The 24,122-nt window shown below is 71.6% G+C and carries 24 protein-coding genes and 1 pseudogene; 13 read left to right on the top strand and 12 right to left on the bottom strand.

Annotated features, from left to right (window positions below):
- Positions 1-22: 22 nt before the first annotated feature.
- From BLR46_RS12555 to BLR46_RS12545, 3 genes are read left to right on the top strand one after another with little or no spacing between them, the layout of a single operon-like run.
- Complete coding sequence (locus tag BLR46_RS12555; RefSeq protein ID WP_093252843.1) at positions 23-784, top strand: (Fe-S)-binding protein; 762 nt, start codon at positions 23-25, stop codon at positions 782-784.
- Positions 781-2,298, top strand: a complete 1,518-nt coding sequence (locus BLR46_RS12550; protein ID WP_093252841.1) for a LutB/LldF family L-lactate oxidation iron-sulfur protein — start codon at positions 781-783, stop codon at positions 2,296-2,298. Before BLR46_RS12555 ends, BLR46_RS12550 begins: the two co-directional genes overlap by 4 nt.
- Positions 2,295-2,960, top strand: coding sequence for a LutC/YkgG family protein (locus BLR46_RS12545; protein WP_093252839.1), 666 nt, complete (start codon positions 2,295-2,297; stop codon positions 2,958-2,960). The genes BLR46_RS12550 and BLR46_RS12545 overlap by 4 nt, the downstream gene beginning before the upstream one ends.
- On the opposite strand, the gene aroB is transcribed toward BLR46_RS12545, so the two are convergent.
- From aroB to BLR46_RS12495, 10 genes are read right to left on the bottom strand one after another with little or no spacing between them, the layout of a single operon-like run.
- The gene (gene aroB / locus BLR46_RS12540; RefSeq protein WP_093252837.1) at positions 2,942-4,012 is read right to left on the bottom strand and encodes a 3-dehydroquinate synthase; all 1,071 of its coding nucleotides are present in this window, start codon (positions 4,010-4,012) and stop codon (positions 2,942-2,944) included. The genes BLR46_RS12545 and aroB overlap by 19 nt on opposite strands.
- Positions 4,009-4,503, bottom strand: coding sequence for a shikimate kinase (locus tag BLR46_RS12535; RefSeq protein WP_093252834.1), 495 nt, complete (start codon positions 4,501-4,503; stop codon positions 4,009-4,011). Before BLR46_RS12535 ends, aroB begins: the two co-directional genes overlap by 4 nt.
- Positions 4,500-5,684, bottom strand: a complete 1,185-nt coding sequence (aroC, locus tag BLR46_RS12530) for a chorismate synthase (RefSeq protein ID WP_093252832.1) — start codon at positions 5,682-5,684, stop codon at positions 4,500-4,502. Before aroC ends, BLR46_RS12535 begins: the two co-directional genes overlap by 4 nt.
- A 13-nt stretch (positions 5,685-5,697) precedes the next feature.
- Entirely contained in the window at positions 5,698-6,507 is an 810-nt protein-coding gene (locus BLR46_RS12525; protein ID WP_093252829.1) for a shikimate dehydrogenase family protein, read from the bottom strand.
- A gap of 3 nt (positions 6,508-6,510) precedes the next feature.
- Positions 6,511-7,623, bottom strand: coding sequence for an endolytic transglycosylase MltG (mltG, locus tag BLR46_RS12520; RefSeq protein ID WP_093252826.1), 1,113 nt, complete (start codon positions 7,621-7,623; stop codon positions 6,511-6,513).
- Positions 7,623-8,081, bottom strand: coding sequence for a Holliday junction resolvase RuvX (gene ruvX, locus BLR46_RS12515; protein ID WP_093252823.1), 459 nt, complete (start codon positions 8,079-8,081; stop codon positions 7,623-7,625). The genes mltG and ruvX overlap by 1 nt, the downstream gene beginning before the upstream one ends.
- Complete coding sequence (gene alaS, locus BLR46_RS12510) at positions 8,074-10,725, bottom strand: alanine--tRNA ligase (protein WP_093252820.1); 2,652 nt, start codon at positions 10,723-10,725, stop codon at positions 8,074-8,076. Before alaS ends, ruvX begins: the two co-directional genes overlap by 8 nt.
- A gap of 4 nt (positions 10,726-10,729) precedes the next feature.
- On the bottom strand, positions 10,730-10,957 hold the full coding sequence (locus tag BLR46_RS12505; protein ID WP_093252818.1) for a DUF6167 family protein: 228 nt from the start codon (positions 10,955-10,957) through the stop codon (positions 10,730-10,732).
- On the bottom strand, positions 10,954-11,325 hold the full coding sequence (locus tag BLR46_RS12500; protein WP_176761772.1) for a DUF948 domain-containing protein: 372 nt from the start codon (positions 11,323-11,325) through the stop codon (positions 10,954-10,956). The genes BLR46_RS12505 and BLR46_RS12500 overlap by 4 nt, the downstream gene beginning before the upstream one ends.
- A complete protein-coding gene (locus tag BLR46_RS12495) occupies positions 11,312-12,697 on the bottom strand; it encodes a replication-associated recombination protein A (protein WP_245701720.1) in 1,386 nt (461 codons plus the stop codon). The genes BLR46_RS12500 and BLR46_RS12495 overlap by 14 nt, the downstream gene beginning before the upstream one ends.
- A gap of 96 nt (positions 12,698-12,793) precedes the next feature.
- On the opposite strand from BLR46_RS12495, the gene BLR46_RS12490 reads away from it, so the two are divergent.
- The 4 genes and pseudogenes from BLR46_RS12490 (at position 12,794) to BLR46_RS15305 (ending at position 14,994) form a co-directional block, all read left to right on the top strand.
- Positions 12,794-13,783, top strand: coding sequence for an LLM class flavin-dependent oxidoreductase (locus BLR46_RS12490; RefSeq protein ID WP_093252810.1), 990 nt, complete (start codon positions 12,794-12,796; stop codon positions 13,781-13,783).
- Positions 13,780-14,205, top strand: coding sequence for an NAD(P)-binding protein (locus BLR46_RS15310; RefSeq protein WP_218118458.1), 426 nt, complete (start codon positions 13,780-13,782; stop codon positions 14,203-14,205). Before BLR46_RS12490 ends, BLR46_RS15310 begins: the two co-directional genes overlap by 4 nt.
- A gap of 21 nt (positions 14,206-14,226) precedes the next feature.
- A pseudogene (locus tag BLR46_RS15620) lies at positions 14,227-14,442 on the top strand (pyridine nucleotide-disulfide oxidoreductase); the annotation flags it as partial.
- Positions 14,443-14,454: 12 nt separating this feature from the next.
- On the top strand, positions 14,455-14,994 hold the full coding sequence (locus tag BLR46_RS15305) for an NAD(P)/FAD-dependent oxidoreductase (RefSeq protein WP_093252808.1): 540 nt from the start codon (positions 14,455-14,457) through the stop codon (positions 14,992-14,994).
- Here the strand turns inward: BLR46_RS15305 and BLR46_RS12475 are convergent.
- Complete coding sequence (locus BLR46_RS12475) at positions 14,934-16,043, bottom strand: ScyD/ScyE family protein (protein WP_143008295.1); 1,110 nt, start codon at positions 16,041-16,043, stop codon at positions 14,934-14,936. The two genes, BLR46_RS15305 and BLR46_RS12475, sit on opposite strands and share 61 nt — an antisense overlap.
- Before the next feature lie 127 nt (positions 16,044-16,170).
- On the bottom strand, positions 16,171-17,958 hold the full coding sequence (gene aspS, locus BLR46_RS12470; RefSeq protein WP_093252804.1) for an aspartate--tRNA ligase: 1,788 nt from the start codon (positions 17,956-17,958) through the stop codon (positions 16,171-16,173).
- A 159-nt stretch (positions 17,959-18,117) separates the two neighbouring features.
- Between aspS and BLR46_RS12465 the strand changes: the two genes are divergently transcribed.
- The 6 genes from BLR46_RS12465 to BLR46_RS12440 all read left to right on the top strand — a co-directional run bounded on the left by BLR46_RS12465 (position 18,118) and on the right by BLR46_RS12440 (position 24,120).
- Positions 18,118-19,197, top strand: coding sequence for an ABC transporter substrate-binding protein (locus BLR46_RS12465; protein WP_093252801.1), 1,080 nt, complete (start codon positions 18,118-18,120; stop codon positions 19,195-19,197).
- A gap of 10 nt (positions 19,198-19,207) precedes the next feature.
- The gene (locus BLR46_RS12460) at positions 19,208-20,206 is read left to right on the top strand and encodes a FecCD family ABC transporter permease (protein WP_093252799.1); all 999 of its coding nucleotides are present in this window, start codon (positions 19,208-19,210) and stop codon (positions 20,204-20,206) included.
- Positions 20,203-21,180, top strand: a complete 978-nt coding sequence (locus BLR46_RS12455) for a FecCD family ABC transporter permease (RefSeq protein WP_218118457.1) — start codon at positions 20,203-20,205, stop codon at positions 21,178-21,180. The genes BLR46_RS12460 and BLR46_RS12455 overlap by 4 nt, the downstream gene beginning before the upstream one ends.
- Positions 21,180-21,983 (top strand): ABC transporter ATP-binding protein, encoded by an 804-nt coding sequence (locus tag BLR46_RS12450; RefSeq protein WP_093252797.1) that lies wholly within the window; start codon positions 21,180-21,182, stop codon positions 21,981-21,983. The genes BLR46_RS12455 and BLR46_RS12450 overlap by 1 nt, the downstream gene beginning before the upstream one ends.
- The gene (locus BLR46_RS12445; protein WP_093252794.1) at positions 21,980-22,951 is read left to right on the top strand and encodes a siderophore-interacting protein; all 972 of its coding nucleotides are present in this window, start codon (positions 21,980-21,982) and stop codon (positions 22,949-22,951) included. Before BLR46_RS12450 ends, BLR46_RS12445 begins: the two co-directional genes overlap by 4 nt.
- Positions 22,952-23,052: 101 nt before the next feature.
- Positions 23,053-24,120, top strand: coding sequence for an alpha/beta fold hydrolase (locus BLR46_RS12440; protein WP_093252792.1), 1,068 nt, complete (start codon positions 23,053-23,055; stop codon positions 24,118-24,120).
- The last annotated feature ends 2 nt before the right edge of the window (positions 24,121-24,122 follow it).

Here is a 24,122-nt window from a genome sequence, read left to right as displayed (position 1 = left end):
CGCCGCCCAGCGAAGGAGAACGATGAAACCCGGAGACGGAAAGACGGTGGCGCTGTTCGCCACCTGCATCAACGACACGATGTTCCCCACGACGCCCCAGGCCGTGGTGACGGTGCTGGAGCGGCTCGGCTGCAAGGTGGTGTTCCCGAAGTCGCAGACGTGCTGCGGGCAGATGCTCACCAACACGGGCTACTACGACGAGGCCGTGCCGAGTGTCCGCAACTACGTGAGGACCTTCGAGGACTACGACTACATCGTCGGGCCATCGGGGTCGTGCATCGGGGCGGTCCGCCACCAGCACCCGATGCTGGCCGAGCACGCGGGTGACAAGGCGCTCAAGTCGGTGTCGGAGGAGGTCGTGAAGCGGACGTACGACTTCAGCGAGTTCCTCGTCGACGTCCTGGACGTCACCGACGTCGGTGCCTACTTCCCGCACCGGGTGACGTTCCACCCCACCTGCCACTCGCTCCGCGTGGCCAAGGTGGGCGACCGGCCCATGCAACTGCTCCGGGCGGTCAAGGGGATCACGATCCTCGACCTGCCCGACGCCGAGCAGTGCTGCGGCTTCGGCGGCACGTTCTCCGTGAAGAACTCGGAGGTCTCCGTGGCCATGGCGACGGACAAGGCCCGCAATGCCGTGTCCACGGGCGCCGAGTACGTCGTGGCCGGGGACAACGCCTGCCTGATGAACATCGGCGGCGTCCTGCACCGGGGCAACACCGGCGTGAAGCCGATCCACCTGGCCGAGATCCTGGCCCAGACCGAGGAGGCAGCGATCGCATGAGCATCGACCACAGGACCGAGGGGAGCGTCGCGAAGCCGCGACTCACCCCCGCACCGCCGACGGGCAGCTACCTGGGCATGCCCGCCTTCCCGAAGGGGGTGAAGAAGGAGCTCGAGAACCAGCAACTGCGGCGCAACCTGCGCCACGCCACGACGACGATCCGCGGCAAGCGTGCGCTGCGCGCGGCCGAGGTGCACGACTGGGAGGAGCTGCGGGTCGCCGGCGAGCAGATCAAGAACCGCGTCGGCCGCCACCTGGACCACTACCTGGTGCAGGCCGAGGAGGCCATGACCCGCGCCGGGATAACGGTCCACTGGGCCCGCGACGCCGAGGAGGCCAACCGCATCGTCGTGGAGATCGCCAAGTCCAAGGGCACCGACGAGGTCGTGAAGATCAAGTCGATGGTGACCCAGGAGACGGAGCTCAACGAGGCGCTCGAGGAGGCCGGCATCGCCGCGTGGGAGACGGACCTCGCCGAGCTGATCGTCCAGCTCGGGCACGACCGCCCCAGCCACATCCTCGTGCCTGCCATCCACCGCAACCGCTCCGAGGTCCGGGAGATCTTCCTCGAGGAGATGGGCAACTGGGGCACCCCGGCGCCGCCGGACATCAGCGACGACCCGCCGGAGTTGGCAGCCGCCGCGCGCACCCACCTGCGGGAGAAGTTCCTCCGCGCGAAGGTGGCGATCTCGGGCGGCAACTTCATCGTCGCCGAGACCGGTTCGGTGGTCATCGTGGAGTCCGAGGGCAACGGGCGCATGTGCCTCACGCTCCCGGAGACGCTCATCTCGGTGGTCGGCATCGAGAAGCTCCTTCCCACGTTCGAGGACCTCGAGGTGTTCCTCCGGCTGCTCCCCCGGTCCTCCACGGGCGAGCGGATGAACCCCTACACGTCAATCTGGACGGGCGTGACCGAGGGCGACGGACCGCAGGACCTGCACGTCGTGCTTCTCGACAACGGCCGTACGAACGTGCTCGCCGACCCGGTGGGCCGCGAGGCGCTGCGGTGCATCCGCTGCTCCGCCTGCATGAACGTCTGCCCCGTCTACGAACGGGTCGGCGGGCACGCCTACGGCTCGGTCTATCCCGGCCCGATCGGCTCGATCCTCACCCCGCAGCTGCGCGGCGTCGCGAGCCCGATCGACCAGTCGCTACCGTTCGCCTCGTCGCTCTGCGGCGCGTGCAACGACGTCTGCCCGGTGCGGATCCCGATCTCGGACATCCTCGTCCACATGCGCCACAAGGTCGTCGAATACAAGCGCAAGACGCACAAGCTGCCCACGGGCGAGAGCCTCCTGTTCAAGGGCATCGGCTGGATGATGGGCAAGGGCCAGCGGCTGGCCGGCGCCCAGGTGGCCACGCAGGCGGCCGCCCGGCTGATGAAGCGCCGCAAGTACATCGGGCCGCTGCCGATCCCGGGCTACCCGTCGGCCTGGACCAACGCCCGCGACCTCCCCATGCCGCCGGCGCAGACCTTCCGCGAGTGGTGGGACGCAAGAGAGGAACAGAGATGAGCGCGCGCGAGGAGATCCTGGAGCGGATCCGCCGGGCCACGGCCGACATACGCGAGAAGGACCCGGTGAGGGATGTCCCGGTCGACTGGGCCTATGGTCGCCCCACGCCCGTGGGCGACGTGCTCGACACGTTCGTCGAGAACATCGAGGACTACAAGGCGCGCATCGTCCGCACCGGCGCCGACGGCACCGGTCGGGCGATCGTCGAGGCCCTCACCGAGCTCGGCGCGAAGTCCGTGCTCGTGCCGTCCGGTGTCCAGGACACCTGGGTGGCGGCTCTGGAGGCCGGGGGCTTCACCGTCGTCCGGGACGAGCCCGTGCTGAGCCACGCCGAACTGAACGAGGTCGACGCGGTCCTCACGGGCGCCCGGGTGGCCGCTGCGGAGACCGGGACCATCTGCCTCGACCACGACGACGACCAGGGTCGCCGCGCGCTCACGCTGGTGCCCGACCGGCACGTCTGCGTCGTGCGCGAGGACCAGGTGGTCTCCGACATCCCGGAGGCGGTGGCGCGGCTGCGGCCGGCGGTCGAGGCCCGGCGGCCCATCACGTGGATCAGCGGCGGTTCCGCGACGAGCGACATCGAGCTCGCCCGCGTGGAGGGCGTCCATGGCCCCCGCAACCTGTTCGTCGTGTTGGAGGCTCAGCCGAGCTCGCGGTAGGCGGACTCGAGCACGCGCTCGTCGGCCCCGGCGATGATCGTCGGCCGGCCGACGGCGCGCAGGCCCACCAGCCGGAGCGTGTTGCCACGCGCCTTCTTGTCGAGGCTCATGATCGCCCGCAGCGACGCGTAGTCCGCGCCCGGGTAGCGCAGCGGCAGCCCCAGGTCCGACAGCAACTCGTCGTGTTGGGCCACCACCTCGTCGGCGAGGCCGAGGAGGCTGCGGGAGACCCGCGCGATCCAGGCCATGCCCACCGAGATCGCCTCGCCGTGGCGCCACGTGTAGCCGGCGTGCGCCTCGATCGCGTGGCCCAGCGTGTGGCCGTAGTTGAGTGCCTCCCTGCCCACCCGGTCGCCGGAGGACGTGGCCTCGCGGAGATCCGCCGCCACGACCGCAGCCTTCACTGCGACCGCGCGGCGCACCAGCTCGGCGAAGGTGAGTGAGCCGGGCTCGAGGCGGTCGTCGCGGTCGGCGAGGTCCAGGATCGCGGGGTCGGCGATGAAGCCACACTTGATGATCTCGGCGAACCCGGCTCGCAGGTCCGCGCCGGGCAGTGACTCGAGCAGCCGGAAGTCGCAGATCACTCCGGCGGGCTCGTAGAAGGCGCCGACGAGGTTCTTGCCCGCCGGCAGGTTGATTCCGGTCTTGCCCCCGACCGCAGCGTCCACCATCGCGAGCACGGTCGTCGGGACGGAGACGTAGCGCACGCCGCGCAGCCAGGTGGCAGCGACGAAGCCGGCGAGGTCGGTCGTCGTGCCGCCTCCGATGCCCACGACCAGGTCGTTGCGCGTGAAGCCCGCCTCGGCGAGGCGGCTCCAGCACGTCGCCAGGACGTCCGCGGTCTTCGCGGCTTCGGCGTCCGGGACGGCAACGCGCAGGACGGGTGCGTCCACCAGAGCGGCCACCTCGTCGGCGAGGCGGGGCAGCGACTCGGGATGGATCACCGCCACGCGGCCGGCGTCCCCGACGAGCGCGGGCAGGCGCTCGAGCGCCCCGTGGCCGAGGTGCACGTCGTAGGGCCCGAGCTGGGAGGGCACGTGGACGGTGGTCACGCCATGCGCTCCGCGGCGAGCTCGTCGGCGACCTCGGCAGAGCCGCGGCCATCGGTCTCCACGACCTTGGTGGCCACCTCCTCGTAGAGCGGGGTGCGTTCGCGCATGAGCTCGATGAGTTTCCCCCGCACGTTGCCGAGCAGCAGGGGGCGGACGGTGTTCATGCCGACGCGGCGGGACGCCTGTCCCGCTGACACCTTGAGCCAGATCACCTCGTGGTCCTTGAGCGCCTCGCGGATGCGGGGGTTCATGACCGCGCCTCCACCCAGCGAGAGCACCTCGGTGCTCTCCAGCAGTTCGAGCGTCGCCTCCTCCTCGGCCTGCCGGAAGTAGGTCTCGCCCTCGTCGGCGAAGATCTCGGGGATGGTCTTCCCGAGCACCTGCTCGATCCGCTCGTCCACGTCGACGAACGCCATCCCGAGCTTCTTCGCGAGCCTCCGGCCGACGGAGGTCTTGCCGGCGCCCGGGGCGCCCACCAGCACGATGCTCATCGGATCTCCAATCCTCGGGCGGCGACGTCGGCGAGGTACGCCTCGGCGTTGCGCCTGGTCTCGGCGACGGAGTCGCCGCCGAACTTCTCGAGCGCGGCCTCCGCCAGCACGAGTGCGACCATCGCCTCGGCGACGACGCCCGCGGCCGGCACCGCGCACACGTCGCTGCGCTGGTGGTGCGCCCGTGCCTCCTCGCCGGTGGCGACGTCGATGGTCCGGAGCGCGCGGGGCACGGTGGCGATCGGCTTCATGGCGGCCCGGACCCGCAGGACCTCACCCGTGGACATGCCGCCCTCGGTGCCGCCGGACCGGCCGCTCGCGCGGGAGATGCCGGGCAGGATCTCGTCGTGCGCCAGGGAGCCGCGGCGGCGGGCGAGCTCGAAGCCGTCGCCGACCTCGACACCCTTGATCGCCTGGATGCCCATCAAGGCGCCGGCGAGGCGGGCGTCGAGGCGCCGGTCGCCCTGGACGTGGGAGCCGAGGCCCGGCGGAACCCGGTAGGCGAGGACCTCGACCACGCCGCCGAGCGTGTCGCCCTCCTTGTGGCAGGCGTCGATCTCGGCCTGCATGGCGGCGGACGCGTCGGGGTCGAAGCAGCGGACCGGGTCGGCGTCGATGGCGTCCAGGTCCTCGATCGTGGGCAGATGGTCCTTCGACGTGCCGATGCCGCCGAGCTCGACGACGTGGCTGAGGATCGTGATGCCAAGCGCCTGCTCGAGAAACGCTGCGGCCACTGTGCCGAGGGCGACGCGGGCCGCGGTCTCGCGGGCGGAGGCCCGCTCGAGGATGGGTCGCGCCTCGTCGAAGTCGTACTTCTGCATGCCGACGAGGTCGGCGTGCCCGGGCCGGGGCCGCGTCAGCGGCGCGTTGCGGGCCTGCTTGGCCAGCTCGTCGGCGTCGACCTCTCCGGGGGCCATCACCTGCTCCCACTTGGGCCATTCCGTGTTGCCGATCTCGATGGCGATCGGGGAGCCCAGCGTCTCGCCGTGGCGGAACCCGCCGAGGAGGCGCAGCTCGTCGGCCTCGAACTTCATCCGGGCCCCCCGGCCCGCTCCGAGACGTCGCCGGGCCAGGTTCCTCGCGATCTCCTTCTCCCCGACCCGGACATGGGCCGGGATGCCCTCCATCGTCGCGATCAGGGAACGGCCGTGGGACTCGCCGGCGGTCAGGTAACGAAGCATGTCGGCCATTCTTTCAGAGACCCTGCCGGCGGCCCAGCTCCCGCCCGGCTGCTGAACGGCAGGCCTCGAAGGTGACGCGGCGCCCGGTGAGCAGGAAGAACTGGTCGACCGCCTGCCCGGCGAGCAGGTCGAGCCCGTTGAGGTCCAGCAGGCCGGCGTCCTGCGCGGCGGTACCGAGCGGCGTGGGCCACGGGTCGTACACGACGTCGAAGACTGCCCCTGCGTTCGCCACCCAGCGCCGCGCGTGGCCCGTCGTGGCGGCCGCGGGCACCGTGCTGGCGAGGAGGTCGACGCGCTCGAGGTCGTCCGCGAGGACCTGCACGTGGGTGGCGACATCGAGGGCACGGGCGAGGTCGACCAGCGACGCGGCCCGATCCGGGTCGCGCACCAGCACCGTCAGTTCGCGGGTGCCGAGCCCGGCGAGCGCGAGGAGGATGGAGCGGGCCGTCGCACCGGCGCCGACGATGGCCGCGCGGCGCGGCACCAGATCGGTGTGGAGGCGCCACGCCAGCGCGAAGCCGGGGACGTCGGTGTTGTGGACGCGGGGATGGTCGCCCATCACCAGGGTGTTGCCGCCCCCCACGAGTTGGCTCGGCTCGTCGACCTCACCGTAGGCGAGGATGGCCTCCTTGTGCGGGGCGGTCACGCTCAGCCCCGCCCACTGCGAGTCGGCCAGGCGCTCCCGCACGAACCCGTCGAGCTCGCCCGCGGTCACGTCGACAGCCTCGTACGTCCAGTCGAGATGGTTCGCCTCGTAGCCGGCGCGGTGGATGGCGGGCGACAGGGAGTGCTCGGCGGGGTCACCGATGACGGCGCAGCGCATGGTTCAGCAGCGTCCGGTGTTGGCCTGGCACCACTGCTGGAACTTCACCACGTTGGCCTGGTGCTCCTCGTAGGTGTTGGCGAACAGCGTCTCGCCGCTGTCCAGATCCACCGTCACGAAGAACAGCGCGTCGGAGTCCGCGGGGCTCAACGCGGCGTTGATGGCCGTCTCGCCGGGGTTGTTGATGGGCCCTGGCGGGAGCCCCTCGTAGAAGTACGTGTTGTACGGATTGTCGGTGGCGCGCTGCTCGGCGGTCGTCGTGACCCCGCCGTCGCTCCCCGCGAAGTAGTGCACCGTGGAGTCCATCTCGAGCTTCATGCCGGCCTCGAGGCGGTTGTAGATCACTGCGGCGACGAGTGGCTGGTAGTCGGAGTTGTGCACCTCGCCCTCGATGATCGAGGCGACGGTCAGCACGGTCATGGGGTCCGAGCCCATTGCCTCGGCCCGCTCCACCAGGTCCACCCGGTTGGCGACGGTGTTGAACTGGCCCACCTGGGTCTGGAGGATCGCGAACGGGTCGACCGGCTCGGCCACCACGTAGCGGGCGGGGAACAGGAAGCCCTCCAGCTTCCCGCCGGCCCACTCGGGCAGCCCCAACTCGCCCGCACGTCCCGCTGCTGCCTGGATCTCCTCCAGCGGGACCCCCAGCTCGTCGTGGATGCGCTGCTGTTGCTCGGCGAGCGTGAGCCCCTCGGGGAACGTGATCCAGATGCGCTGGATGTTGGCCGGGTCCAGGAGCATCGCCATGGCCGTCTCGGCAGGAAGCTCCTTGCGGAGCTTGAATCGGCCGTACTGCAACTCGTTCGACTGGCCGGAGCGCTGGGCCACGGTGCGGAACTTCCGGACGGACTTCACGACGCCGGCCTCGTAGAGGATGTCGCCGATCTGGGTGATCCCCGCGCCCCGCGGGATCACCACCTCGACCTCCGCGCCGCCCTCGCCGACGTAGTCGTCGTCCGGGGTGACGAGGCTGGTGTACAGCTCCGAGGCCTTGGAGTAGGCGTACCAGCCGCCGCCGATCAGCACGGCCAGCGACAGCACGACGGCGAAGACGCCGCGCCCGTAGTAGGCCACCTGGTGCCAGTCCAGCGGCTTCTTCTCGTCCAGCCCAGCCATCAAACCTCCCGTTCCACGACTTCGCCCGCGGGCAGTCCCGTGCGGGCTTCCGCGTCGAGCGCGGCCTGCAGGATCTCCACGGCCGCGGCCTGGTCGATGATGCCGCGTTGGGAACGCGTGCTGCGACCGGCGCTGCCAAGACTACGTGAGGCAGCCGCAGTGGACATGCGCTCGTCGACGAGGCGGACCTCGGTCGGGGCGATCGAGTCCGCGAGCGCGCGCGCCCTGGCGATGACGAACTCGGCGGCCGGGCCGTACTCCCCACGGAGGTTGATCGGCAGCCCGACGTAGACGATGCCCGGCTCGTACTCCTCGACGACCGCGCGCAGGGCGCCCAGCTCGGCCGGGCCGGCCGTCACAGTCTGGACCGGGTACGCGAACGAGGTGCGCGCGCCGGCCGCGGCGATGCCGATCCGGGCCTTCCCCCAGTCGACGCCGAGCCTCGCGGAATCAGGCATCGACCACGGCGGCGCGGATGGCGGCGAGCGCCTCGGGGGCCTTCGACGCGTCGGCGCCGCCGCCCTGCGCCAGGTCGTCCTTGCCTCCGCCCTTGCCGCCCAGCGCACCGGAGGCCAGGCGGATCAGCTCGCCGGCCTTCAGGCCACGGGCGCGGGCCGCCTCGTTGGTCGCGACGACCACCGCCGGCTTGGCGTCGCCGCCGACGAGCGCGACGACACCGGGGGTGCCGCTGTCGAGCCGGGCCCGGAGGTCCGTGGCGAGCGTCCGCAGGTCGCCGCCGCCCACCCCGGGCAGCTCGGCGGCGAGCAGGTTCGTCGCGCCGACGTGCTCCAGATTGGCCAGCAGTGCGTCGGCGCCGGCGAGCAGCTTCTCCGACTGCAGTTGGGCGATGTTCCGCTCGGCCTCCTTGAGCTGCGCCACGAGCTTGGCGATGCGGTCGGGCAGCTGCTCGGGCTGCACCCGGAGCGTGTCGGTGAGCTCACGGACCAGTGCGCGCTCCGCGGCGAACTGGCGGAAGGCGTCGGCAGAGACGAGCGCCTCGACACGCCGCACCCCGGAGCCGATGGACTGCTCCGAGAGCAGGTTCAGCACGCCGATCTGGGCGGTGGAGGCGACGTGGGTGCCGCCGCACAACTCCCGCGACCAGGGGCCGGCGAGTTCGATCATGCGCACGAGCGGCGGGTACTTCTCCCCGAACATGGCCATGGCCCCGAGGTTCTTGGCCTCCTCGAGCGGCATGACGTGCTCGCTGACCGCGAAGTTGTCCAGGATCGCGCGGTTGGCCCGCTCCTCCACCTCGCGCCGCAGCTCGTCGCTCATCCCCTGCGCCGCGGAGTAGTCGAAGCGCAGGTAGCCGGGCTTGTTGTAGGAACCGGCCTGGGTGGCTCCGCTGCCGATGAGCTCACGGAGCGCGGCGTGCACGATGTGCGTGGCGGTGTGTGCCTGCGCGGCGCCGTGGCGCGCGACCGGGTCGACGAGCGCGTCGGCCAGCGCACCGTGCGACAGCTCGCCGGAGACGTTCACCTTGTGCACCACGAGCCCGGGGACGGGACGCTGCACGTCGAGGACCTCGAGGCTGAAGTCCGGACCGAGGATCTGGCCCTGGTCCGCGTCCTGGCCGCCCGCCTCCGCGTAGAAGGGGGTGGCCTCCAGGACGAGCTCGACGGTGGAGCCGTCCGCGGCGCGGTCGGTGACCTGGCCGTCGACGATGATGCCGCGGACCCTGGTGGCCAGCTTCAGGTCGTCGTAGCCGGTGAACGGCGTCTCGCCCTGCTCACGGAGCTTGCGGTAGGCCTCCTGGTTGGCGGCGCCGCCCTTCTTGGCCTTGGCATCCGCGCGGGCGCGCTCCTTCTGCTCGCGCATCAGCGCGTCGAACGCCCCACGGTCCACCTTGAGGCCCTGTTCCTGGGCCATCTCGATGGTCAGGTCGATCGGGAAGCCGTACGTGTCGTGGAGCTGGAACGCCTCCTGGCCGCCGAGCGTGGTGGCGTGGGCGTCCTTCGCCCGGGACACCGCGGTGTCGAACAGGACCGTTCCCGCCTGCAGCGTGCGGCGGAACGACTCCTCCTCGGCCGCGGCCGCCTGCGAGACGCGGTCCCACGCCTGGCTGATCTCGGGGTAGGACTCCTCCATGAGGGCCTTCGATACGGGCAGCAGCTCGCCGAGGACCGGGTCCTGCACGCCCAGCAGTCGCATGGCGCGGATGGCTCGGCGCAGCAGGCGTCGCAGGACGTAGCCGCGCGCCTCGTTGCCGGGCGTGACACCGTCGGTCATGAGCATGAGGGAGCTGCGGACGTGGTCGGCCACAACACGGAAGCGCACGTCGTCCGCCTCGTTGGCGCCATAGCGGCGCCCGGACATCTCGGAGGCCTTCTGGATGACGGGGAACACCTGGTCGATCTCGTACATGTTCGCCACGCCCTGCTTGAGGTAGGCGATGCGCTCGAGCCCGGCGCCGGTGTCGATGTTGCGGTGCGGCAGCGGGCGCAGCACGTCGAAGTCGTCCTTGGCGCGGACCTGGGAGAGCTCCTCCTGCTGGAACACCAGGTTCCAGATCTCCAGGAAACGGTCCTCGTCCGCGTCCGGTCCCCCGTCGGGCCCGTACTCCGGGCCCCGGTCGACGTAGATCTCCGAGCAGGGGCCGCCCGGGCCGGGGACGCCCATGTGCCAGTAGTTGTCCTTGAGGCCCCGCTCCTGGATGCGCTCGCGCGGCACGCCGACCTGCTGCCACAGGTCGATGGTCTCCTGGTCGCCGTGCAGTGCGGTAACCCAGATCTTCTCGGGGTCGAAGCCGAGCCCGCCCTCGGACTCGGGGTTGGTCACCAGCTCCCAGGCGTACTCGATGGCGCCGGCCTTGAAGTAGTCGCCGAAGGCGAAGTTGCCGAGCATCTGGAAGAACGTGCCGTGCCGGGTGGTCTTGCCGACCTCGTCGATGTCGAGCGTGCGGACGCACTTCTGCGCCGAGACGGCGCGCTTGAACGGCGCGGGCTCGTCGCCGAGGAAGTACGACTTGAACGGCACCATGCCGGCGTTGACGAACAGCAGCGTCGGGTCGTTGTAGAGCAACGAGGCGCTCGGCACCACCGTGTGGGAGTGGCGCTCGAAGTGCTCGATGAAACGGTTGCGGATGTCCGCTGTCTTCATGGTCCTAGTTCTCCGGGAGGTTCAGTTCTCTACGCAACTCGGCTTCACGTTCGGCCATTGCGGTGCGGAAGGTGGCGGTGAAGCGGCCCAGGTCGAGGGCCGCGTCGTCGCCGTGGGCGGCGATCTGCCTGCGCAGGGGCTCCGGGACGTACTCCCGGTAGATCCTCCTGCCGCGGAAGATGACGTACGAGGCGGCCGCGGCGCCGGCGCTGAACCAGAAGAAGCCCTTCACTGCCGGGTCCCCTGGATGGCCTTGCGCACGCCGTAGCTGAAGGCGGCGGTCTTGACGAGCGGCTTGCGGAACACTGCGCCCATCAGGTTCGAGAACTGGGCGGCGTCCTCGGACACGTCGGCCGCGTGGGCGGCGACCTTCCCCGCGTCCTCCGTGACGGTGCCGATCCGGTCCAGTTCGGCGTTCGCGCTGGCCACTGTCACCCGGAGGTCGTCGAGCAGCGGCACGGCGCGGTCACCGACCCGCCCCAGCAGCTCGCGCGCCTCGTCGAGGGTCTTGTTGAGCTTGATCAACGGCACCGCGACGAGCGCGACGAGGACGCACAACGCGATCGCGGCCACCATGGCGGCCAGTTCAGCGACGCTCATCGTCATCTCCTCGGGTCCTCGACGGCGTAACTCTATCCGAGAGCACTTCACGGATCGAACGGACGCGTTCGGCGATGTGCTGCTCCACGCCGTTGCTGGTGGGCTCGTAGTACACAGTCCCCACGAGGTCCTCCGGCAGGTAGGTCTGGGCCACGATGTTGTGCGGATAGCTGTGCGGGTACTTGTAGCCCTCGCCGTGCCCGAGCTTCTTGGCCCCGGAGTAGTGGGCGTCGCGCAGGTGCGCGGGAACGGGTCCCCCCTTGCCCGCCCGCACGTCGGCGATGGCAGCGTCGATCGCGGTGTAGGCGGCGTTCGACTTCGGGGCGGTCGCGGCGACGACGGTGGCGTGCGCCAGCGTGATTCTCGCCTCGGGCATGCCCAGGAGCTGGACGGCCTGGGCGGCGGCGACGCAGGTGGGCAGCACGTTGTTCGCCGCGAGTCCGATGTCCTCCGACGCGGAGATCATCAAGCGGCGCGCGATGAACCGGGGGTCCTCCCCCGCCTCGAGCATGCGGGCGAGGTAGTGCAGGGCGGCGTCGACGTCGGAGCCGCGGATCGACTTGATGAACGCGCTGATCACGTCGTAGTGCTGGTCGCCGTCGGGGTCGTAGCGCAGCGTGGCGCGGTCCACCGCGCTGGAGAGGATCGCCGGCGTCACCACCTGCTCGCCGAGGGCGACGGCGGACGCCGACGACTCCTCGAGGTAGGTGAGCGCCCGTCGGGCGTCGCCCCCGGCCATGCGCACCAGTTCCTCCCGGGCGGCGTCGTCGAGCTCGACGCGCCCGCCGAGACCCCGCTCGTCGACGAGGGCCCGCGCCACGAGCGCGTGGATGTCGTCATCGGTGAGCGGCTTGAGCCGCAGCAGGAGGGACCTGGAGAGCAACGGGGAGATGACCGAGAATGACGGGTTCTCCGTGGTGGCCGCGATGAGCGTGACGATCCGGTTCTCCACGGCCGGCAGGAGTGCGTCCTGCTGGGTCTTCGAGAAGCGGTGCACCTCGTCGATGAACAGCACTGTGGGGGTGCCCTTGTGCAGCGCACGACGTGCCGCGTCCAACTCCGCGCGGATCTCCTTGACCCCGGCGGAGACCGCCGAGACCTCGACGAACCGCGCACCCGACTCGCGGGAGACGATCGACGCCAGCGTCGTCTTGCCGACCCCTGGCGGGCCCCAGAGGAACACGCTCATGGACTGGCCCTCGACGAGGCGGCGCAGCGGCGAGCCGGGTGCCAGCAGGTGCTGCTGGCCGACGATCTCGTCCAAGGTGCGCGGCCGCATCCGGACGGCCAGCGGGGCGCCCTCGTCGCGCGCAGCGGACAGCGAGCCGACCGGCTGGTCGGTGTCGAGGTTGCCGAAGAGGTCGTACGTCACGCCCTCCAGCGTAGCCGGGCCCACCCCGCCGCCCGGCTCGGTGATCCGCCGATCGGTGAGCGTGGCCATCGGGGACGACCGACTACGGTGGAGGACATGCAGCTCTCGATCCTCGACCTCGTGTCCGTGTCCTCAGAACAGTCCGTGAGCGCCGCGATCGAGGCGTCGATGCGGGCAGCCGAGGTCGCGGACCGACTCGGGTACCGGCGGCTCTGGTTCGCCGAGCACCACAACACGGCCGCGGTGGCCTCGTCGTCGACGGCCCTCCTGATCGGGCAGGCGGCGGCGCGGACCGGCCGGATCACCGTCGGCTCGGGCGGCATCATGCTGCCGAACCACTCGCCGCTCGTCGTCGCCGAGGACTTCGGCACCCTCGCCAGCATGTTCCCCGGCCGCATCGAGCTCGGCCTCGGCCGGGCACCCGGCACGGACCCCGTCACGGCCAGGGCGTTGGCCCGTTCCAGCGCCGAGCCGCAGGACTTCATGGACAACGTCCGGCTGATGCAGACCTGGTTCGACTCCGGCCAGGTCGGCGGCATCACCGTCGGCGTGGCCAGAGGTACGCGCGTCCCGATGTGGCTGCTCGGCTCCTCCACCGCGGGGGCCACGATGGCCGCCATGCTCGGGCTGCCCTACTCCTTCGCGTCCCACTTCGCCCCCGACATGCTCGAGCAGGCCGTCGCCACCTACCGGGACCACTTCAACCCCGGGGCGCCCACCGCCCAGATCGAGCAGCCCTACGTCTCGATCGGGGTGAACGTGCTCGCCCACGAGGAACCCGGAGCGGCGGAGCACCAGTTCACTACCACGCAGAAGATGTTCCTCGCGCTGCGCCGCACCGGGGGCCGGCTCCCCCTCCAGCGGCCGGGCGCCTTCGACGAGGAGATCACCGACGTCGAGATCCAGATGATGGAGCACATGCTGCGCTACCGGGCGGTCGGGACGCCCGACGTGGTGGCGACGCGCCTGCGCGAGATCGCCGAGGCGACGGGCGCCGACGAGCTCGTCACCGTCACCTACGCCCACGACCCCGCCGTCCGGTTGCGCTCGCTGGAGCTCGTCGCAGAAGCCTGCGGGCTGGGATGACCACCCACTACCGCGCCGTCGTGATCGGCGCCGGCCAGGCGGGGCTCGCCGCCTCGCACGAGCTGCTCACGCGCGGACTGCGCCCATGGCACGACTTCGTGGTCCTCGACGCCAACGACGCCCCGGGCGGGGCCTGGCGGCACCGCTGGGACTCGCTGACCCTCGGCAAGGCCCACGGGATCGCGAGCCTCCCGGGGCTGCCGTTCGGTAAGGCCGACGAGACGGTGCCCGCGTCCGTGGTCGTCGCCGACTACTACGGCGACTACGAGCGCAAGTTCGGACTGCCCGTGGTCCGACCCGCGCCGGTCACCAGGGTCACCTCGCCCGACGGTCCTCGCCGCGGCCCCCTGCGCGTCGAGTACGAGCACGAGGGCGCCCGGGTGCTCACCACCGACGTCCTCCTCAACGCCACCGGCACCTAGGACAACCCGTTCGTCCCCCACATACCGGGCATCGAAGGCTTCCGCGGGAGGCAGCTCCACACCGTCGGCTACACCCGGGCCGAGGACTTCGCCGGGCAGCGGACGCTCGTCGTCGGTGGCGGTCTCAGCGCCGTCCAGTTCCTGCTGGAGCTCGAGCCGCACACCGAGACGCTCTGGGCGACGCGCCGGCCCCCGAACTTCACCGACCGCGGCTTCGACGCCGGCTGGGGCCTGGCCGTCGAGCACGCCGTGCGCGAGCGCACCTTCGCCGGGCAGCCCACCGCCTCCGTGGTGCGCACCACCGGCATCCCCCTCTGGCCGCCCTACGTCGACGGGGTGGAGCGCGGGCTGCTCGTGAGCAGGGGCATGATCGACCGCATCCTGCCCGACCGTGTCCGCTTGGGGGCGCCGGCCGGCGACCGCGCGGAGGGCCTCGGCCCGGCCGCGACGGACCGGCTCGTGCTGCCCGCGAGCTGGCGGCCCTTCCCGCCCGGCCACGAGGAGCCTGTGGACGTCATCTTCTGGAACACGGGGTTCCGCCCGGCGATGCGGCACCTGGCGCCACTGCGGTTGCGGGCCGCGGGCGGCGGCGTGCGGATGGCCGACGAGGTCACGGTCGCCGACGACGACCGCGTGTACCTCGTCGGCTACGGGTCCACGGCGTCCACGGTCGGGGCGACCCGCGCAGGCAGGCTGGCGGGTCGCCTCGTCGCGGAGCGGTGCGGGGATCAGCCCAGCGCGACCTTGATGACCGTGCCGCCCGGGGCCACCGAGCCGGTGGTCACGTAGGCGTAGCCGTCGCGGATGGCCACCCCGTAAGGCGCGAAGAGACCGTCGACCACGGTGGACACGCTGCCGTCGGACTCGATCCGGACGAGCGAGCCCATGACGCCGCCGAGCAGGCCGGTGTCGGAGATCTGCACCGCGTACAGGGTGTCGCCGTCCCAGGCGAGGTCGGTCACATTGGTGAGTCCGGTCGCGTAGGGCTCGAGCTCTCCGTCGCTCAGTCGGTAGACGGTGGAACCGCCCTGCGGGAATGGGAAGCCGGTGAGCTGCCCGATGTACCAGTGGCCGTCGGGGCCCTGCACGGTCGCCGTGGGTACGGGCTGTGCCGGGAACGGGTCCGGAGCGCCGGGGAACGGAGGATCAGTGAGGACTGGGTCCAGCACGGCCAGGACGTCGGTCACGCCGCCCTTCTTGGCGACGGCCAGGACGTCGTTGGCGCCGGCGTCGGTCACCACGAGGTTGCGGCCGTCCTCGGAAAGGTCCACGGGGTTGGAGTCGATGCCGCCGCCGAACGGGTCGTTCGCGGCCTCGAAGGCGAGCAGGTCGGCGCGGACGCTCACGTCGTAGCTCCGGCCCATGAGCTTCACGTCGACGACGGTGCCGAACAGGGCTCCGTCCTCACCGAGCGAGTCCCGGAACTCCAGGGAGCCGCCCATGCCCATCGCGACGGTCAGCGTCCGGCCGTGCACGAGCACGTCGAAGGGTCCGATGGCATCCGACGCGCTCACCGCCGACGGCAGCCCCTCCACGATCCGGCTCTGCTCGCCGTGGCGGGAGAGCAGCGTGATCGAGCCCGTGTCGTAGACGCAGGTCTCCCCGAACTCCGGGTGGTCGCCGCAGGCGCCGGACTCGCCCGCCGCGACGCCGGACTCGGCGATGTACAGGTCGCCGTTCGGCGCGAAGGACAGTTTCCTCGGGCTGTTCAGCCCCGTGGCCACCACCTCGACCGACGGGTCCGCCCCGTGGCTGTCGGCGGCGGCCGGTGCCGCAAGTGCGGCGGTCCCCAGCAGGGCCATCGATGCGATGGCTGCGGACGCGGTTCGTCGTAGCATGATCCCTCCCCAAATCAGCTGACGCCGCGGCGGTGCGCCCCGGCGCGCGCAACACACTATGCAGCGCGCACCGGGAAGGGAACCATGGGAAGATTCAACGTTTCGGGCCTCCCGTTGGGTGCTCCCGTCAGGCCTTGGCCTCCTTGGGTTCCGGCTTGAAGTCCACCCCGGCCTCCTTGCGCTGCTGGGGCGTGATCGGTGCCGGCGCCTGGGTCAGCGGGTCGTAGCCGCCGCCCGACTTCGGGAACGCGATGACGTCGCGGATGGAGTCGGAGTCGCTCAGGAGCGCGACGATACGGTCCCAGCCGAACGCGATGCCGCCGTGGGGAGGGGCGCCGTAGGCGAAGGCGTCCAGCAGGAAGCCGAACTTCTCCTGCGCCTCCTCCTCGCCGATGCCCATGACCTTGAAGACCCGCTCCTGGATGTCGCGGCGGTGGATACGGATCGAGCCCCCGCCGATCTCGTTGCCGTTGCAGACGATGTCGTAGGCGTACGCCAGCGCGTTCCCCGGGTCGGTGTCGAAGTCGTCGAGGTTCTCGGGCTTCGGGGAGGTGAAGGCGTGGTGCACGGCGGTCCAAGCGCCCTCGCCGACGGCGACGTCCCCTTCGGCCTGGGCCTCGGAGGTGGGCTTGAACAGCGGCGCGTCGACGACCCAGACGAAGCTCCAGGCTCCCTCGTCGCGCAGGCCGACGCGGTCGGCGATCTCGTTCCGCGCGGCGCCGAGCAGCCCCTGGGAAGCGGCTCGGCCCCCGGCGGCGAAGAAGATGCAGTCGCCCGGCTTGGCACCGGTGCGCTCGGCGAGGCCCGCGCGCTCCTCGTCGGAGAGGTTCTTCGCCACGGGGCCGCCCAGTTCGCCGTTCTCGTCGAGCGTCACGTAGGCGAGACCCTTGGCGCCGCGCTGCTTCGCCCACTCCTGCCAGGCGTCGAAGGTGCGGCGGGGCTGCGAGCCGCCGCCGGGCATGACGATGCCGCCGACGTAGGGCGCCTGGAACACGCGGAAGCTCGTGTCCTTGAAGTACTCGGTGAGCTCGGTGATCTCGAGGTCGAAGCGCAGGTCGGGCTTGTCGGAGCCGTAGCGGTCCATCGAGTCGCGGTACGTGAGCCGCGGGAAGGGCGTCGTGAGCTCCACGCCGATCAGCTTCCAGATCTCGACGATGACCTCCTCGGCCAGCGCGATGACGTCCTCCTGGTCGACGAAGCTCATCTCGATGTCCAACTGGGTGAACTCGGGCTGGCGGTCCGCACGGAAGTCCTCATCGCGGTAGCAGCGGGCGATCTGGTAGTAGCGCTCCATGCCGGCCACCATCAGCAGCTGCTTGAACAGCTGGGGCGACTGGGGCAGGGCGTACCAGGAGCCGGGCGAGAGCCGGGCGGGGACGAGGAAGTCGCGGGCACCCTCGGGGGTGGACCGGGTGAGCGTGGGGGTCTCGATCTCGACGAAGTCGTGGGCGTCCAGCACGCGTCGGGCCGCTTGGTTGACCTTGGACCGCAGCCGGATGTTGGCGCCGGGCTTGGGGCGGCGGAGGTCCAGGTAGCGGTACTTCAGCCGCGCCTCCTCGCCCACGGTGACACGCTCGTCGATCTGGAACGGGAGTGGCGCGGAGGTGTTGAGCACCTCGAGCGCTGAGATGGCAACCTCGATCTCGCCGGTGGCCAGGTCGGGGTTCTCGTTGCCCGCGGGCCGCTCCTCGACGATGCCCGTCACCTTGATGCAGTACTCGTTCCGCAGGTCGTGCGCGCCGGTGGCCTCGAGCAACTCGTCGCGGATGACCACTTGGGCCCTACCCGAGGCGTCCCGCAGGTCGATGAAGGCGACTCCGCCATGGTCCCTGCGCTTGGCCACCCATCCGGTGAGGACGACTTCCTGGCCGACGTGTTCCTTGCGCAGCGTTCCGGCCTGGTGCGTGCGAATCACGAGTATTCCTTTCGATCAGGCTGCATAGACGGTGCAGCTCCGCCGACGAGTGTACTAAACGCGCCCCGTGCCCGCTCCCGCGGACCCAGCCATTTTGGGTAGGCTTGCGTTGCGTATTCTCGGCATGCTTAGGTTAGGCTCGCCTAACGAAGGAGACGCATGAACATCTCACGCCGAACGCTGGTGTCCGGACTGGCCGGCCTCGCCACGATCGCCCTGGCGGCCTGCGCCGGCGATGACGCCGCCACTCCCGCGGGCGCGCCCGGCACGTCCGGGGGCGGGGCGGGCGACGACGCCGCCTCCTCCGACTCCGCCTGGCCGGTCACCGTCGAGCACATCTACGGGACCACCACCATCGAGCGGAAGCCGCAACGCGTCGCCACGGTCTCATGGGTGAACGCCGACGTGGTCCTCGCCCTCGGCGTCGTGCCCGTCGGGATGGACACCGACACTTGGGGAATGAATGCCAACAACTCCACGGACTGGAAGGACGCCAAGCTCGAGGAGTTGGGGGCCGGCTGGGACAGCGATGCCGCGCCGGCGCAGTTCGACGTCGCCAGCGGCATCGACTTCGAGGGGATCGCCTCCGTCACCCCGGACCTCATCATCGGCGCCTACTCCGGCATGACAGAGGAGGAGTACCAGCGGCTCAGCGAGATCGCCCCGGTCATCGGCCCCGGCGTGGCCGCCTACCAGACCCCCTGGCAGCAGTCGACGGAGATGATCGGCGCCGCGCTGGGGCTCTCAACGGAGGCCGCGGCCATGGTGGCGGAGACCGAGGAGGCGGTGCGCGAGGCGGGGGTCGGTGCCCATCCCGACTTCGGCAGGGTGACCGCCATCGCCGGCAACCTCGATCCCGCCCAGAACGTGATCAGCATCTACGGGCTCGGCGACAACCGGAGCCGCTTCCTCGAGATGGCGGGGATCCCCGTCGCCGAGTTCGTCGGCGCGAACGGCGGCTCGGACAACTTCTACTTCGAGTGGTCCACGGAGCGGGCGGACGAATTGGCCTCCGACCTCTTCTTCACCTGGCTGCCCGAGGGCACGGACGCCGGCGCCATCGCGGCGCATCCGCTGTTCGGCCAGATCCCCGCGGTGCGCGGCGGTGGCCTCGTGGTCCTGGGCAGCGACGCCGAAGTGCTTGCCATTTCCGCGGCCAGCCCCCTGAGCCTTCCCTGGGTGCTGGACAAGGTGATGCCGGCGTTCGCGGACGCCACGGCCCGCGTCCTCGCGTCCTGAGGCGACGCCCTTGTCCAACCGCCGCCGCTACGCAGTCGCCGCCCCGGTCCTGGTGGGAGTGGTCGTGCTGCTGGCATTCGGGTCGCTGGCGGTCGGGGCCCGGAGCACCGGCCCCGACGTGGTGTGGTCGGCCCTGACGACGCCCGGCACCGCGGACGGCGACCACCTCGTCGTGCTCGCCCGCCTGGCCCGGACGGTGGACGGGCTCGTGGTGGGCGCGTCACTCGGGCTCGCGGGGGCAACCATGCAGGCCATCACCCGCAACCCGCTCGCGGACCCCGGCATCCTCGGGGTCAACGCGGGTGCCTCGGTGGCGGTGATCCTCGCGCTGGCGCTCGGGGTCGGCAGCCTCCCGGGCATCGCCCTCGCGGCCACGGTGGGGGCGCTCGTGGCGTTCGTCGTCGTGTACGCCATCGCCGCGCTGTCCCCCGGCGGCCCCCAGCCGATCACCCTGGCGATCGGCGGCGCGGCGGTAGGGGCTGGGCTCACCAGCGTGGTCGCGGCCATCGCGCTGCTGAGGCCGGCCGCGCTGGAGCGGTTCCGTTTCTGGCAGGCCGGTGTCCTGGGCACGCGCGGGGTGGAGTCGGTGCCGGGGGTCGCGGTGTTCCTCGTCGTGGGCGCGGTCCTCTGCCTCGCCACGGCCCGGACCCTGAACCAGTTGGCGCTCGGCGACGACGTCGCCCGCTCCCTCGGCAGCCACGTCGCGGCAGTCCGCGTCCTCGCGGCCCTCGGTGCGGTGATGCTCGCCGGGACCGCCACCGCGCTCGTCGGTCCCATCGGCTTCGTCGGGTTGGTGGTGCCGCACCTCGTACGGTTGACCTGCGGTCCCGACCACCGCTTCCTGCTGCCGCTGTCGATGCTGGCGGGCGCGGCCCTCCTGCTCGGCGCCGACATCGTCGGACGGACAGCGGCTCCCCCGGGCGAGATCGCCGTCGGCATCATGACCGCGCTGCTGGGCGCCCCGGTGATGGTCGTCCTCGTCCACCGACGCGTGAGGGTCCGGCTGTGACGCGCCCGACCGTGTGGACGGCGACCTGGCTGGGCGCCGGGCTCCTCACCGCGCTCGTGGCCTCCGTGGTCCTGGGCCAGCGACTGATCGGGATCGCCGAGCTGCTCGCGCTCGCCTCCGGTGAGGCGGGCGGCGGGCTGGAATTCATCCTCTGGCAGAGCCGGCTGCCAGTGGCCGTCGCGGGCCTGCTGGCGGGCGTCGCGCTGGGCCTGGCCGGGGCGCTGTTCCAGTCCCTCCTCCACAACCCGCTGGCCAGCCCCGACGTGATCGGCGTCCAACTCGGGGCGTCGGCCGCCGCGGTGGCCGGCATGGTGCTGGGCGGGCTCGACGGCTGGGCGGTGTCGTTCCTGGCGCTGGCCGGGGCGGCGGTCGTGGCCTTCGGGATCTACGGGCTGTCCCACGGGGCGCGCGACGTCGGCGGCGCCCTGATCCTGCACGGCGTCGCCGCGGGCGCCCTGCTCGGAGCCGTGGTCGTACACCTGCTGACGAGGGCAGACGCCCGTCAGGTCGGAGACGTCTACCGGTGGCTCACCGGGTCGCTGAACTCCACCACGTGGGCGGAGATCGGGGCGCTGGGCCTCGGCCTGGCGGTGGCGCTCCCCCTCCTGCTCGCGGCCGGCCGCTGGCTGCGTCTCCTCGAACTCGGCGACGACGCGGCGTCGTCGCTGGGCGTCCCGGTGGGCGTGGCGCGGGCGCTCCTCGTCGGTCTCGGCGCCGCGCTCACCGGATTCACCGTCGCGGCGACGGGGCCCATCGCCTTCGTGTCGCTCATGGCAGGACCGCTGGCGCGGATCACGAACCGGGGACGTACGTCGTTGCCGCTGGCCGCGCTCTGGGGAGCGCTGCTGGTCACCGCCGCCGAGACCCTCAGCCACTCCGCCTTCGGCGGCACCAACCTGCCCGTCGGCGTCATCACGGGAGCCCTTGGCGCGCCCTTCCTCCTCTGGCTGCTCACGAGATCGCGGAGGCTCTGATGCACACCCTCGAGGCCCGGGAACTCACCCTCGGCTACGGTGGCGCGCCCATCGTCACGGACCTGTCCCTCGAGCTGCCGGCCGGCGCGGTCACCGCGCTCATCGGACCCAACGGCTGCGGGAAGTCGACGTTGCTGCGCGGCCTGAGCAGGCTGCTGCGACCCGCCGGTGGGCAGGTGCTGCTCGGGGGACGGGACCTGCAGGACTTCAGCGCCCGCGAGCTGGCGCGCCGCCTTGGCCTCCTCCCCCAGGCGCCCATCACCCCCGGGGGGATCACGGTCGGGGAACTCGTCGCGCTGGGCCGGGCCCCGCACCAGGGCTGGTTCTCTCGTTCCAGCACCGAGGACCGCCGGGCGGTGGAGGCGGCGCTGGAGGCCACCGGCACGTCGGCGCTGCGGGAACGGCTCGTCGACGAGCTCTCGGGCGGCCAGCGGCAACGCGTCTGGATCGCGATGGCGTTGGCCCAGGACACGGGCGTCCTACTGCTGGACGAACCCACCACGTTCCTGGACCTCGCCCACGCGCTCGAGGTGCTCGAGGTCATCCGGCACCTGAACCGGGAGAAGGGCGTCACCGTGGTCATGGTGCTGCACGACCTCAACCTCGCCGCCCGCTACGCCCAGCACCTCGTCCTGATGGCCGACGGCTCGGTCACCTCGGCCGGCGGCGCCGCCGACGTACTCACCGAAGCGCACCTCGCGTCCTCGTTCGGGCTCCGCGCCCGTGTCGTGGCCGACCCCGTGACCGCCACCCCCATGGTGGTGCCCATCGAACCCACCCCCGTCCACACGGAGATGACATGACCTCGAGAAGCCGCACCAGCCCCACCCTCGCCCTGGCGGGAACGGTGACGGGGGTGGAGGACCTCTGCCCCACCCTCCGCCGGGTGACACTGGGCGGCCCGGAGCTCGCGCACCTGGGGGTGGCCGGCCCGACGCTCGACCTGCGCCTCAAGCTCGTCGTCCCCGACGCCGGCGCGGACTTCGCCTCTGTCCTCGAGTGCCTGGCCGAGGTCCGGCCCGACGCGCCCGGCGGCGACGACGCGGGCTGGTACCGGCGGTGGCTGGCGCAGCCGGAGCACCGGCGTGGCGCCATGCGCACCTACACGGCGCGGGAGCTTCGGCACACCGCGTCCGGGACCGAGCTGGTGGTCGACTTCGTCCTCCACCTCGACGAGGTCGACGGCGAACTCGTCGGTGGTCCCGCGACGCTGTGGGCGGCTCGCGCGACCGTCGGTGACCCCGTCGCCGTCGTCGGCCCCAACCGGGCGGTCTGCGGGGCCGACTACGGCGGCATCGAATGGCGCCCGGGCAGGGCGCGGGAGGTGCTGCTCGTCGGCGACGAGACCGCGGTCCCGGCCGTGGCGGCCATCTGCGCCGAGCTGGCACGGCAGGACGACCACCGGACCTGGCGCGGACGAGCCCTCCTCGAAGTGCCCACCCGGGCCGACGCGCTGCCCATCGCCGCGCCGCCGGGCCTGGAGGTCGCCTGGCTGCCCCGCGACGGTGCGCCCCGGGGCAGCCTGCTGCCCGCCGCCCTGGCAGACGCGGCGCCGCCCGCCCGCCGCCTCCAGGTCGCAGTGGAGGACGTGGACCTGGATCGGACCATCCTCTGGGAGACCGGCTCGGGCAGGGCCGCCGAACGATACGCCTGGGTCGCGGGCGAGGCGGGAAGCCTGAAACCTCTGCGCCGATGGCTGCTCGGCCCGGCCGGGTACACCCGCGACCAGGTGGCGATCATGGGCTACTGGCGCGAGGGAATGGCAGGCTGAGGCCGCTTCTGCGCCGAATCGGCCACCTCGTCGGGCCCGCTCTGGCATAGTCGTCCCCGCCGGGGCGAAGGGGCCTCGGCCCTGCACCGGAGGACCAAGCAATGACGCCCACCACCACCGAACTGCTCGACGGCATCGTCGCGCGCGTGATCGAGACCGAGCGGCTCAGGACCGGGGTCCTGGAGCGCGAGGGAGACGACGCGGCGGCGGCACCCGAGGACACGGTGGTGTTCGTGCACGGGAACGTCTCCTCCGCGCTGTTCTGGCAGGAGACGATGCTTGACCTGCCCACCCACCTGCGCGTCATCGCCATCGACCTGCGCGGTTTCGGCGCGAGCGAGGTCCTGCCGGTCGACGCCACGAGGGGCCTGCGTGACTTCAGCGACGACCTGCACGCCGCGCTGGTCGCGCTCGGTCTCGGGGCGGTGCACCTGGTCGGCTGGTCCATGGGTGGCGGCGTGGTCATGCAGTACGCCCTCGACCATCCGGTGCTGTCCCTGACGCTGCAGGCCCCCGTCTCCCCGTACGGCTTCGGAGGCACGCGCCGCGACGGCTCGAGGATCACCGACGACGACGCGGGCGTCGGTGCGGGCGGCACCAATCCGGACTTCGTCGCCCGGCTGCGCGCCGGTGACCGAAGCGCCGACGAGCAGACCTCGCCCCGCTCGGTGTTCCGCTCGAGCTACGTCGCGCCCGGGTACCTCTCCCCGCATGAAGACGTGTGGGTCACGTCGATGCTCACCACGTCGACCGAGGAGGGAAACTACCCCGGCGACTCGCGCCCCAGCGACCACTGGCCGGGCTTCGCCGCCGGGGACACGGGCGTCCTGAACACCATGGCGCCGAAACACTTCAACGCCTCCGGGATCGTCGGCCTGGAGAGCAAGCCGCCGATCCTCTGGGTCCGAGGGACGGCGGACGCCATCGTGTCCGACACCTCATTCTTCGACATCTTCCACCTCGGGGCCCTCGGCATCATCCCCGGTTGGCCCGGCGCCGATGCCGCGCCGGCGCAGGAGATGGTGTCGCAGACCCGGGACGTGCTCGACGCCTACCGCGCCTCGGGCGGGGAGGTCGTCGAGATCGCGTTCGAGGGCGTCGGCCACTCGCCCCACCTCGAGCGGCCGGAGGACTTCCGTCGGGCGCTGCTGGGTCACATCTCCCGCTGACG

The organism is Tessaracoccus oleiagri (assembly GCF_900103275.1).
Classification (GTDB): Bacteria; Actinomycetota; Actinomycetes; order Propionibacteriales; family Propionibacteriaceae; genus Arachnia; species Arachnia oleiagri.
This window is presented reverse-complemented; position numbering and strand designations above follow the sequence as displayed.